The following is a 10,717-nucleotide window of genomic DNA, read 5'->3' as shown; positions in this document are numbered from 1 at the left end:
GATATCCATTGGCTCCGCGGGCCGGGCTCTTGATAAGCTCGATATCCTCATAATAGCGGATTGTCTTGGGCGGGACGCCGGTGCGCTCCGCGACTTCGCCAATGTTCATGATCGAACCTTCAAGACTGTTTGAGTTCCCGCTGTTCAAGCCCGTCACTCACAAGCTCCGGGGCGGGTTCGAACTGGCCGCGCCTGCGGAATCGCACAAGATAGGATGGCACGATCGCCTCGGCGGCGGTCGGCGAAATGCCCAGACCGGACAGCGTGCGGTTTTCGTCGCGCGCGGCGTCGCTCACCACATTGTCGCTTTGCAGAAGCCGCAACTGGTCGGGCGTCAGGGGCGCGCCGGGCGCAAATTGCAGCAAGGCGGCAAGCGGCCGGGCCAGCGCGAAAGGCACGGGCAGCAGCAGGCGCTTGCGGCAGGTTTCACGCAGCACAAGTTCCATGACCTGACGCATGGTCAGCGTTTCCGGCCCGCCCAGCTCGAACATCTTGCCGTCGGCGGCGTCGGTTTCAAGCACACGGGCGACCGCTTCGGCCACGTCCTTCACATAAACGGGCTGAAAGCGCGTATCGCCGCCGCCGATGAGCGGCAGAACGGGCGTCATCCGCGCCATGGCGGCAAAACGATTGAAAAACTGGTCTTCCGGGCCGAAGACGACCGAGGGGCGCAGGATCGCCGCGCCGGGCATGTGCTGCAGCACAGCCGCTTCGCCGCGCGCCTTTGTGCGCGCATAGGCGGAAGCGCTTTGCTCGTCCGCGCCCAGGGCCGAGACATGAATGAAAATCGGCACGCCGGCAGCCTTGGCCGCCCGCGCCAGCCGCTCGGCACCCATGGCCTGCACCGTCTCGAAACGCTGCGGGCCGGATTCGCTCAGGATTCCGACGAGGTTGATGACGGCGCTGGCGCCTTCGATCGCCGCGCGCACCGAGCCTTCGTCGCGAATATTGGCCTGAACGGGCTCGATCTGGCCGACGCCGCCCGAGGTTTTGAGAAAAAGCGCCTCATTGGGACGGCGCACGGCGACGCGGATGCGATAGCCGCGGCGTCCGAGAGCCTGCACAACATGTTGGCCCAGGAAGCCAGAGCCGCCGAAAACCGTAACGAGCCCTCCCGGCTGCAGTTCCGCCCTTGCCCGCACCTTGCCCGCCATAAGTCTTTTCTCCTGTCGCACGCCGCCCGGCGGCCCCAACCGGGCTCGCCTGCCGTTCCTAGATAGCTCAATGGCGAGGCTGCGGCAAAGGCTTCGCGTGTGCTTTGCTGCGCTCTGTCCATTGACAAGCCGAGAGCCCCAATTTAAGTCAGACCTCGGTTTGCCCAGGTGGCGGAATTGGTAGACGCACTAGCTTCAGGTGCTAGCGCTCGCAAGGGCGTGGAAGTTCGAGTCTTCTCCTGGGCACCATCTTTATTTCGCGCTCTCTGACCGGATCTCCGGCGAGGGCGGCGAAGCTCGCCTTGAACTACCAGGCCTGGCGGGCACCCTGACGACACGGCATCGAGGCGAAATGGCGATCACGCTGCACAAGGGCGACTTGCCGGCGGGACTGAGCTTCGGTTCAAGCGTGGCGGTCGACACCGAAACACTCGGTCTCAACCCGAATCGCGATCCGCTTTGTGTCGTGCAATTGTCGTCGGGCGACGGCAATGCGCATATCGTGCAGCTTGATCGCGCGACCTACAACGCGCCCAATCTGCGCGCGCTGATGGGCAATGCGGACGTGCTGAAGATTTTTCACTTCGCGCGTTTCGACGTCGCGATGATGCAGCGCTATCTCGGCGTCGTGACCGCTCCGGTCTATTGCACCAAGATCGCCTCGAAGCTGGTGCGCACCTATACCGACAAGCACGGGCTGAAGGATCTCTCCAAGGAGCTCGTCAACGTCGATATGTCCAAGCAGCAGCAAAGCTCGGACTGGGGCGCGGAGAAGCTGACGGATGCGCAGCTCGCCTATGCGGCGTCCGACGTTCTGCATCTCCACGAGATCAAGGCCATACTCGACCGGATGCTGGCGCGCGAAGGCCGGACGGAGCTTGCCAAGGCCTGCTTTGCCTTTTTGCCGGTGCGCGCCGCCCTCGATCTGTCGGGCTGGCCGGAAGAAGACATATTCGCTCACTAATCAGAAATTGCGTTTCGTTGACGCTTGCAAGGCTTAGCGCGCATAATCGCGGCAAGCGGCGCTCCAGTCATGGCAAGGGCCGGAATTCCTTGTTCCGTGGACAGAGCGAAATCGAATGAGCGGACCGCTGGACAACGAACCGGATATGCCGCCCGACGACGAAGACGCGCTTTTCGAGCCGGCTCAGAGACGCAGCCGCCACAGCCGCTTTGTATCGATCATGAAGGTCGCCCTGCCGCTCGGCGCCTTTGCGCTGCTGGCAACCGTGCTGTTTTACTCCGGCATATTCGACAGCCGCGACCGCCTCGACATCACCTTTCGCCAGATCGCCACGCTGAACAACGATCTGCGCATGGTCAGCCCGCGCGTCACCGGCCTCGACAATGCCGGGCACCCCTATTTGCTCACCGCCGACACGGCAACACAGGCCAAGGGCCAGCCGAGCCATATCGGGCTCGACAACGTGCAGGCCGATCTCAAGCTTTCGGAAGGTACGGACTGGGTTTCGCTGGCAGCGACGTCGGGCATGCTCGATACGGAAACCGAAATGCTCGAACTTCACCAGAAGATCGACATATACGCTTCCACCGGCTACGAATTTCACGGCACCACGGCGGTCATCAATCTGCGCGCCGGTACGGTCGCAAGCGATGCGCCGGTGCAGGGCCACGGCCCGCTCGGCACATTGCGCGCCGACCGCATGTCAGCCGACAATGACCAAAGGGTCATGCGCTTCAACGGAAATGTGAAAGTGCGCTTCTATGGGCGGCAATAGATTCAACCGGTTTGGGGGAGACGCAATGCCGAAAGATCGCAAGGTCGTGGCGCATCGGGGCAGACAGGGGTTGCTTGCCGCAACCGCGCTCGCCGTCTGTCTGGCGGGCGGCATGGTCGGGACGGGTTTCGTTCCGTCAGCCGAGGCTGCCGAATCGGCTGCAAAGCCTGTGGCAAAACCCGCCGCCAAGCCTGCCGCGAACAATCCGCTGGGCGGCTTTGCCACCGATCCGAATGAGCCCATCGAAATCGAGGCCGATTCCCTCGAGGTCGAGGACAAGCGCCAGATGGCGACATTCATCGGCAATGTTCTGGCCGTGCAAGGCGAGACCAAGCTCCGTTCCGACCGGCTTCAGGCCAATTATGCGCCCAACGCCAATGGCGAACGCACCCAGGTCCGGGAAATCTATGCGACCGGCAAGGTCCATGTGCTTTCCAAGGACGACCAGTCGGCAGACGGGGACTGGGCGCGCTATGTCGTCGCCGACCGCACGATCGTCATGGGCGACAATGTGGTGCTGCGGCAGGGCAAGAACGTCATCCGGGGCAAAAAGCTCTTCATCGACCTTAATACAGGCCGCAGCCGGGTTGCGGGCAGCGCTGAAGCGGGAACGACGAAACCGGGCGCAACTGGCCGCGTCAAAGCACTTTTTCAGCCTTCCAACGAACCGAAAAAGTGAAAGAGGGCTTGGTTAACGAGTGCACTTCATACAATTTTAATGCCAACTGCCGTTTGATGATGGCAATTGATTGAGGGGCACCCGATGCCGAGCCGCGCAAAATCCGCGTCCGTGAAGGCCGCGACGAGAAAACAGTCCCAGCAGGGACCGCGTCTGGTCGCGAACAATCAGGGTCTTTCGGTCTCCAAGATCGGCAAGAGCTTCCGCCGCCGCCCCGTCGTTCGCGGCGTCAGCTTCAGCGTCAACCGGGGCGAGGCCGTCGGCCTGCTCGGTCCGAACGGCGCGGGCAAAACCACCGTTTTTTACATGATCACCGGCCTCATCGCGCCGGATTACGGCTCCATCGCGCTTGATGGGCAGGATGTCACCAGCCTGCCCATGTATCGCCGCGCCCGTCTGGGCATCGGCTATCTGCCGCAGGAAGCCTCGATCTTTCGCGGGCTGACGGTCGAGCAGAACATTCGCGCCGTGCTTGAAGTGGTCGAAAGCGACCGCGACCGGCGCGAAGCGACGCTGGACGATCTGCTCGCTGAATTTTCGATCACGCATTTGCGCCGCACACCCTCCATCGCGCTTTCGGGCGGCGAGCGGCGGCGTGTCGAAATCGCCCGCGCGCTTGCCACGCAACCTTCCTTCATGCTGCTCGACGAGCCTTTCGCAGGCATCGACCCGATTGCCATCGGCGACATCCGCGACCTCGTGGCGCATTTGAAAGATCGCGGCATCGGCGTTCTCATTACAGATCACAACGTGCGTGAAACGCTCGAACTGATCGATCGCGCCGTCATCATTCATGACGGCCATGTACTCATGGAAGGTGAGCCTTCCGAGATTGTAGGCAACGAAGATGTGCGCCGGCTTTATCTCGGCGACAGGTTCTCGCTGTAAGATGGATAGGGGGCTGCACCACAAATGGCGCTAGCACCACGGCTCGAGATGCGCCAGGGCCAGTCCCTGGTCATGACCCCGCAGCTGCAGCAGGCGATCAAGCTGCTGCAACTCTCGAATCTCGAACTCGGCGAATATGTCGAGCAGGAACTCGAAAAAAACCCGCTGCTCGAAGTCAGCGTCAGCGAGCCCGTCTCCGAGCGTGCCGCCGAACATGACGGCGAGGCCGATTTCGAACCGAGCCACGCCACCGAGACCGCGCTGACACTGAGCGAAGACGGGCCGCCACCGGCGCGCGATGGCGATCTCGATATCGATTATGAAAACGTCTATGACGAAAGCCGCAGCGACGTCGCCAATGATGCGGCTGCCGAAGCGCCCGGCCCGACCGGCTCGGACTGGCAGAACCTCAAGACCGGCGGCGCGGGCTCAGGCGGCGACGGCGAGTTCAGCCTCGAAGCAACGCTGACGCGCGAGGCGACGCTTGGCGAGCATCTCACCGAACAGATGCAGATGGCGTTCAAGGACCCGCGCCAGCGCATGATCGGCGCCTATCTCATCGATCAGGTGAACGAGGCCGGTTACATCACCACCGATCTCATGGAGATTGCAGAGCGCCTCGGCGCGGAGCTTTCCGAAACCGAAAGCGTGCTGAAAGTTCTGCAGACATTCGATCCGCCGGGCATCTGCGCGCGCGATCTGAAGGAATGCCTCGCGATCCAGCTTGCCGAACGCGACCGCCTCGATCCGACGATGAAGGTGTTCCTCGAACATCTCGAACTTTTCGCGCGGCGCGATTTCGATCTGCTGATGAAACTTTGCGGCGCCGACCGCGAAGACATTGCGAGCATGATCGAGGACATTCGCGGCTGCAATCCAAAGCCCGGCCTCGCCTTTGGCGGCGAGCCCATCGTGCCCGTCATACCGGACGTGTTCATCCGTCAGCGCGCCGATGGCACATGGGCGATCGAGCTGAATTCCGAAACACTGCCGCGCGTGCTGGTGAACCAGCAATATTATGCCGAAGTCAGCAAGGTTTCCGCCGATCCGAAAGCCAAGGCCTATCTGTCGGAATGCCTCAACAATGCCAACTGGCTCGTCAAAAGCCTCGACCAGCGCGCCCGCACGATCCTGAAAGTCGCCTCTGAAATCGTGCGCCAGCAGGATGCGTTCCTGATGTATGGCATCCAGCATCTGCGCCCGCTCAATCTGCGGACCGTCGCCGATGCGATCTCGATGCATGAATCGACGGTGAGCCGCGTCACGGCCAGCAAATATATTGCGACACCGCGCGGCATCTTCGAGATGAAGTATTTTTTCACCTCCTCGATCAATGCGACCGAGGGCGGCGAAGCCCATTCGGCGGAAGCCGTGCGGCATCGCATCAAGGATCTGATCGACGCGGAAAACGGCGACGCGGTCCTTTCCGACGACAATATCGTCGACATTCTGAAGGGCTCGGGAATCGATATTGCGCGACGCACCGTTGCCAAGTATCGGGAAGCCTTGAACATTCCTTCTTCCGTGCAGCGCCGGCGGGAAAAACGCGCCTATGCGTGAGAGGCCGTCAAGCCCTCTTTAAAGCTTGCATTCCTGCCCTTATATGTTTGAAATCAAACGTGTTTTTGGTCATCGGAGGTCGCAAGGTTGACACCCCGGAACCGTCCAACTAGTTTGCCACGCGCACAACGCCCCCCTGTCCATCCGGGGTGTGGGCGCGCCCGGGGAGGGGCCGCAGTTTCAGGGGCGGCATTGCTGGCAGGATTGATTTCAATTCTTTCGCTAGCGGCATTAGGCGCGATGTGACCCGGAAAGGTTTTCATGCAAGTACTGGTCAGCGGACATCATCTCGATGTCGGAGAAGCACTCCGCACTCACGTGTCGGAAAGTCTCGATAACAGCGTCGGAAAGTATTTCGACAAGACGATCGACGCCCATGTGACCCTCACGAAAGAGGGTTACGAGGTACGCGCCGATTGTACCGTCCATCTGCATTCGGGCATGCAGATCAGCACCCAGGGGCGCGCGGCAGACCCTTATGTCGCCTTCGACGCAGCCATGGAGCGTCTCGACAAGCGATTGCGCCGCTACAAGCGCCGCCTGAAGAGCCACGCGAACAACAAGATGGACGCGGCCGAAACCTTTCCCTCCTTCGTTCTCGAAGCCGGAAACGAAGAGACGGAAGCTGGTGAAGACGATCAGCCCATCATCATTGCCGAGGGCACGACCACGGTTCCCCGTCTCAGCGTCGGCGACGCCGTGATGAAGATGGATCTGAGCGAATCTGCCTTCGTCGTCTTTCGCAATGGAGCGACGGGCGGCCTCAGCCTCGTTTACAGGCGCGGGGACGGAAACATCGGATGGATCGACACCAGCCGCGATCAGCAGCAACAGTGAGCGGCATAAAATCTATCGGCGCGCAAATTCTGGCCGAACTCTTGGAGCGTGAAGAATATGGAGCTTGAAGATCTGGTGTCACCCGAGGGGGTTATCGCCCACCTCAAGGTCACCAGCAAAAAGCAAGCGCTGCAGGACCTTTCCGCACGTGCTGCGGAACTCACGGGCCTGTCGGAGCGGACAATTTACGAGACGCTGCTTGAACGTGAGCGTCTGGGTTCCACGGGCGTCGGTCAGGGCATTGCCATTCCACATGGCAAGCTTGCCCAGCTCACGCGCCTGCATGGCCTTTTCGCCCGGCTCGACACGCCGGTCGACTTTGAATCCGTGGACGACCAGCCGGTCGACCTCGTCTTCCTGCTGCTCGCGCCTGAAGGTGCGGGCGCCGACCATCTGAAGGCGCTTGCCCGCATTTCGCGGCTGTTGCGCAATCAGTCGGTCGTCGAGAAGCTGCGCGCCAGCGACAATCCGGCGGCGCTCTTTGCCATTCTGACCGAGCCGGTCACGCACGCAGCCTGAGGCTTCGGATCATTCCACAAAATAAAAACCCCGCGATCGCTCGCGGGGTTTTTTGTTCGTCGCTTCAGCGATCAGTGAACGCTGAGCGGTTCAAGATCGTACTGGCGAGCGCCCGCAAAGGCGGTGTTGCGGTCATCGAGAACCGCCATGCGCTGGCCGTTTGCGGCGTGCACCGCGTAAAGCTTCGTATCCGCGGGCACATTGATCTCCGAGCCCAGTTCGCTCTCAAGATCGCTTGCCAGGACCTCGCGGACGTAAACGATATTGGGCACACCGATATTGGCGAAAAGCTCAGGCGTCAGATGGCGCAAGTCCTGCGTACCCCATCCGGCATTCGCCTCGATGGCTTCAGCGTTGTCGCTGTCAAATTCCTTCTGCATTTTACGCTCCTTTCACGCGGCCCCTCTTTGAGGCGGCGGCGTCTGGCCGTTACACATCAGCCCAGGTCTCAAGCAATCGCCTCTGCGGCGATCATGCGGCGCCATCGGTGATGGCAATTCTGCGTACGAGCTTCGACGGCTCGGGTCTTGCGAGGTCAATGGCGAGAAGCCCGTTGTCGAGCCGCGCACCCAAAACCTCGATCCCGTCGGCGAGAACGAAAGCGCGCTGAAACTGACGTCCGGCAATCCCGCGATGGAGATAGACGCGGCCTTCCTCTTCGCGCTGTCGGCCGCGAATAACGAGCTGGTTTTCCTCAAGCGTGACCGACAACTCGTCGCTGGCAAATCCGGCGACCGCGAGCGTGATGCGAAGCACCCGCCTCTGCGTGCCGCCATTCGCCACGACCGCATCCTCCACATTATAGGGAGGATATCCATCGGAGCCCTTGGCGACCCGTTCAAGCAGCCGCTCCATGTCATCGAAGCCGAGCAGGAACGGGCTATTGAACTGGACCATGCGCGTCATCCCCAAAGCCCTTTCGCAAGCGACCTGGTTTCATCGACTGCCCCGAAAAACCAAGCCCTCGGACTTTGCTTTCTGGAACATGCGGCCCTCAAGCAGGCACCGCATGCAATCAATGTGGGGAGTATCGGCACACCTTGCAAGCCGCCTGTCGGCGGCCTCGTCACGGTCAAAAACCGCAATGGCATCAAGGTTATAGCGTCAAAAGCGCCCAATGCCGCGTTTTCCGCCGAAGAGTGCCTATTTATAGGTTTCAGCGGGAACCAGATAGCGCCGCGATACGTCTAGTCATCACGGCGTCAATCCATCCATCCGGCCATGCAGGCCTTATTGGGGAGCGCGTAAGCGCTTCCCGCAGCTCATCGAAAGGATTTGCGATGATCGAACTTCCCCCCCTTCCCTATGCCAAGGACGCTCTGGCGCCCCATATTTCAGCCGAAACGCTGAGCGTGCATCACGGCAAGCACCACAAGGCCTATGTGGACACGACCAACAAGCTCATCGCCGGCACCGAGTTTGAAAAGCTGAAGCTCGAAGAGATCATCAAGCGCACCGCGAGCGGCAAGGAGCACAAGAAGCTCTTCAACAATGCGGCCCAGATCTGGAACCACACTTTCTACTGGCATTCGATGGCGCCAAAGGGCGGCGGCAAGCCCAAGGGCAAACTCGCCGATCAGATCAATGTCGATTTCGGCAGCTTCGAGAAATTCCATGAACAGTTCCATACCGCAGGCGTCGGCCAGTTCGGGTCGGGCTGGGTCTGGCTCGTGTTCAAGGACGGCAAGCTGAAGATCGAGGCGACGAGCAATGCGGACAACCCGCTTGCTCATGGCGAGACGGCGCTGCTCTGCTCCGACGTCTGGGAACATGCCTATTACATAGATTATCAAAACAGGCGGCCGGACTACCTGAAGTCGTTCCTCGACGACCTCTGCAACTGGTCGTTTGCCGAGGAAAATTTCGCGACCGCCCGCGCGCAGTCCAAAGCGGCCTAGTCAGTCGCAAAATCTGGATTTCCCGAAAAGCCGGTGCCCAAAGCACCGGCTTTTTTCATGCCTTCCACTTTTGCGGTTCCGGTTTTATACGAACTGACAGAACCGGTCATCACGGTCTAGACTGGGGATCAACAATGAACGAAGCCTCGCCAAGGGGCACAAAACTGGAGGAAGTCCATGAGTGAAGCGGCAATCCGCTATGACATACAGCCGGAGGTTGACGCTTACGCGATCCCCCTCGACAAGATCAATGTCGGCGATCCCGAGCTTTTCCGCACCAATACGTTCTGGCCATACTTCGAACGGCTCCGCCGCGAAGATCCGGTGCATTACTGCGCCGACAGCGAGTTCGGTCCCTATTGGTCGGTGACGAAATACAACGACATCATGGCGGTCGACACCAATCATCAGGTGTATTCGTCTGAAGCCGGTCTTGGCGGCATCACTATCAGCAATCCGTCGGAAGATTTCCGCCTGCCGATGTTCATCGCCATGGACCCGCCCAAGCACGACGCGCAGCGCAAGGTGGTGAGCCCCATCGTCGCGCCGCAGAACCTCGCCAAGCTTGAAGGCACGATCCGCGAACGCGCAGCCGGTCTTCTCGACGCCATGCCGCGCGGCGAAACCTTCGACTGGGTCGATCACATCTCGATCGAATTGACGACGCAGATGCTCGCCACGCTTTTCGACTTCCCCTGGGAAGATCGGCGCAAGCTGACGCGCTGGTCGGACGTTGCCACGGCGCGTCCGGGCTCGGGCATCATCGACACTGAAGAGCAGCGCCAGGCGGAGCTTCTGGAATGCGGCGCCTATTTCACCGATCTGTGGAACCAGCGCGTCAATTCCGAGCCCAAGGGCGACCTCATTTCCATGCTCGCGCATGGCGATGCGACGCGGAACATGGAGCCGATGGAATATCTCGGCAACATCATCCTGCTGATCGTCGGCGGCAACGACACGACCCGCAACTCGATCACGGGCGGCCTGCTCGCGCTCAACGAGAACCCGGATCAGTATCAGAAGCTGCGCGACAATCCCGATCTCATCACCAGCATGGTGCCGGAAATCATCCGCTGGCAGACGCCGCTTGCGCATATGCGCCGCACGGCGCTGTCCGACACGGTTCTCGGCGGCAAGGAGATCAAGAAGGGCGACAAGGTCGTCATGTGGTACGTCTCGGGCAACCGCGACGAGGAAGCGATCGAGAATCCGAACAGCTTCATCATCGACCGCGCGCGTCCGCGTCAGCATCTGTCCTTCGGCTTCGGCATCCACCGTTGCGTCGGCAACCGTCTTGCTGAAATGCAGCTCCGCATCGTCTGGGAAGAAATCCTGAAGCGCTACCAGAAGATCGAAGTCGTCGGCGAACCCAAGCGGGTGATGTCGAGCTTCGTGAAGGGCTACGAAACCCTGCCGGTGCGCATCCCTGGATAAGGAAAGCGC

General features: G+C 60.7%; 13 protein-coding genes and 1 tRNA gene. 10 read left to right on the top strand and 4 right to left on the bottom strand.

Annotation, left to right across the window (positions count from 1 at the left end; all coding sequences use genetic code 11):
- The coding region (locus tag WA943_RS11085; RefSeq protein WP_424469939.1) for a MerR family DNA-binding transcriptional regulator at nucleotides 1-109 on the bottom strand (109 nt) is incomplete at its 3' end.
- 10 nt (nucleotides 110-119) lie between these two features.
- The gene (locus tag WA943_RS11080) at nucleotides 120-1,154 is read right to left on the bottom strand and encodes a complex I NDUFA9 subunit family protein (protein WP_424469938.1); all 1,035 of its coding nucleotides are present in this window, start codon (nucleotides 1,152-1,154) and stop codon (nucleotides 120-122) included.
- Nucleotides 1,155-1,316: 162 nt separating this feature from the next.
- Between WA943_RS11080 and WA943_RS11075 the strand changes: the two genes are divergently transcribed.
- The 8 genes from WA943_RS11075 to ptsN all read left to right on the top strand — a co-directional run bounded on the left by WA943_RS11075 (nucleotide 1,317) and on the right by ptsN (nucleotide 7,376).
- Nucleotides 1,317-1,403 (top strand) — tRNA-Leu (locus tag WA943_RS11075).
- 103 nt (nucleotides 1,404-1,506) lie between these two features.
- Nucleotides 1,507-2,118, top strand: coding sequence for a ribonuclease D (locus WA943_RS11070; protein ID WP_424469937.1), 612 nt, complete (start codon nucleotides 1,507-1,509; stop codon nucleotides 2,116-2,118).
- A 115-nt stretch (nucleotides 2,119-2,233) separates the two neighbouring features.
- The gene (lptC, locus tag WA943_RS11065) at nucleotides 2,234-2,893 is read left to right on the top strand and encodes an LPS export ABC transporter periplasmic protein LptC (RefSeq protein WP_424469936.1); all 660 of its coding nucleotides are present in this window, start codon (nucleotides 2,234-2,236) and stop codon (nucleotides 2,891-2,893) included.
- Nucleotides 2,894-2,918: 25 nt separating this feature from the next.
- Nucleotides 2,919-3,572, top strand: coding sequence for a lipopolysaccharide transport periplasmic protein LptA (lptA, locus tag WA943_RS11060; protein ID WP_424469935.1), 654 nt, complete (start codon nucleotides 2,919-2,921; stop codon nucleotides 3,570-3,572).
- Between the two features lie 84 nt (nucleotides 3,573-3,656).
- Nucleotides 3,657-4,460 carry an LPS export ABC transporter ATP-binding protein gene (gene lptB / locus WA943_RS11055; protein ID WP_424469934.1) on the top strand — a complete coding sequence of 268 codons (804 nt, stop codon included), beginning with the start codon at nucleotides 3,657-3,659 and terminating at the stop codon, nucleotides 4,458-4,460.
- Between the two features lie 24 nt (nucleotides 4,461-4,484).
- Complete coding sequence (gene rpoN, locus WA943_RS11050) at nucleotides 4,485-6,020, top strand: RNA polymerase factor sigma-54 (RefSeq protein WP_424469933.1); 1,536 nt, start codon at nucleotides 4,485-4,487, stop codon at nucleotides 6,018-6,020.
- Nucleotides 6,021-6,281: 261 nt separating this feature from the next.
- Nucleotides 6,282-6,857, top strand: coding sequence for a ribosome hibernation-promoting factor, HPF/YfiA family (gene hpf, locus WA943_RS11045; protein WP_424469932.1), 576 nt, complete (start codon nucleotides 6,282-6,284; stop codon nucleotides 6,855-6,857).
- Nucleotides 6,858-6,914: 57 nt separating this feature from the next.
- Complete coding sequence (ptsN, locus tag WA943_RS11040) at nucleotides 6,915-7,376, top strand: PTS IIA-like nitrogen regulatory protein PtsN (RefSeq protein WP_424469931.1); 462 nt, start codon at nucleotides 6,915-6,917, stop codon at nucleotides 7,374-7,376.
- A gap of 71 nt (nucleotides 7,377-7,447) precedes the next feature.
- Here the strand turns inward: ptsN and WA943_RS11035 are convergent, their stop codons facing one another.
- Both WA943_RS11035 and WA943_RS11030 read right to left on the bottom strand, forming a co-directional pair.
- A complete protein-coding gene (locus WA943_RS11035; RefSeq protein ID WP_424469930.1) occupies nucleotides 7,448-7,756 on the bottom strand; it encodes a DUF1150 family protein in 309 nt (102 codons plus the stop codon).
- 91 nt (nucleotides 7,757-7,847) lie between these two features.
- The gene (locus WA943_RS11030; protein WP_424469929.1) at nucleotides 7,848-8,282 is read right to left on the bottom strand and encodes an Hsp20 family protein; all 435 of its coding nucleotides are present in this window, start codon (nucleotides 8,280-8,282) and stop codon (nucleotides 7,848-7,850) included.
- A gap of 374 nt (nucleotides 8,283-8,656) precedes the next feature.
- Here WA943_RS11030 and WA943_RS11025 point away from each other — a divergent pair, with 374 nt between their 5' ends.
- Nucleotides 8,657-9,274, top strand: coding sequence for a superoxide dismutase (locus WA943_RS11025; protein ID WP_424469928.1), 618 nt, complete (start codon nucleotides 8,657-8,659; stop codon nucleotides 9,272-9,274).
- 177 nt (nucleotides 9,275-9,451) lie between these two features.
- The gene (locus WA943_RS11020) at nucleotides 9,452-10,708 is read left to right on the top strand and encodes a cytochrome P450 (RefSeq protein ID WP_424469927.1); all 1,257 of its coding nucleotides are present in this window, start codon (nucleotides 9,452-9,454) and stop codon (nucleotides 10,706-10,708) included.
- Nucleotides 10,709-10,717 lie beyond the last annotated feature (9 nt).

Source organism: Parvibaculum sp., assembly GCF_049651025.1.
Classification (GTDB): domain Bacteria; phylum Pseudomonadota; class Alphaproteobacteria; order Parvibaculales; family Parvibaculaceae; genus Parvibaculum.
This window is presented reverse-complemented; position numbering and strand designations above follow the sequence as displayed.

Coding starts and splice junctions, on each gene's coding strand:
- WA943_RS11030 (WP_424469929.1), bottom strand. CDS start 8,282: ATGACGCGCATGGTCCAGTTCAATAGCCCGTTCCTGCTCGGCTTCGAT.
- lptC (WP_424469936.1), top strand. CDS start 2,234: ATGAGCGGACCGCTGGACAACGAACCGGATATGCCGCCCGACGACGAA.
- hpf (WP_424469932.1), top strand. CDS start 6,282: ATGCAAGTACTGGTCAGCGGACATCATCTCGATGTCGGAGAAGCACTC.
- WA943_RS11070 (WP_424469937.1), top strand. CDS start 1,507: ATGGCGATCACGCTGCACAAGGGCGACTTGCCGGCGGGACTGAGCTTC.
- ptsN (WP_424469931.1), top strand. CDS start 6,915: ATGGAGCTTGAAGATCTGGTGTCACCCGAGGGGGTTATCGCCCACCTC.
- WA943_RS11080 (WP_424469938.1), bottom strand. CDS start 1,154: ATGGCGGGCAAGGTGCGGGCAAGGGCGGAACTGCAGCCGGGAGGGCTC.
- rpoN (WP_424469933.1), top strand. CDS start 4,485: ATGGCGCTAGCACCACGGCTCGAGATGCGCCAGGGCCAGTCCCTGGTC.
- lptB (WP_424469934.1), top strand. CDS start 3,657: ATGCCGAGCCGCGCAAAATCCGCGTCCGTGAAGGCCGCGACGAGAAAA.
- WA943_RS11025 (WP_424469928.1), top strand. CDS start 8,657: ATGATCGAACTTCCCCCCCTTCCCTATGCCAAGGACGCTCTGGCGCCC.
- WA943_RS11020 (WP_424469927.1), top strand. CDS start 9,452: ATGAGTGAAGCGGCAATCCGCTATGACATACAGCCGGAGGTTGACGCT.
- lptA (WP_424469935.1), top strand. CDS start 2,919: ATGCCGAAAGATCGCAAGGTCGTGGCGCATCGGGGCAGACAGGGGTTG.
- WA943_RS11035 (WP_424469930.1), bottom strand. CDS start 7,756: ATGCAGAAGGAATTTGACAGCGACAACGCTGAAGCCATCGAGGCGAAT.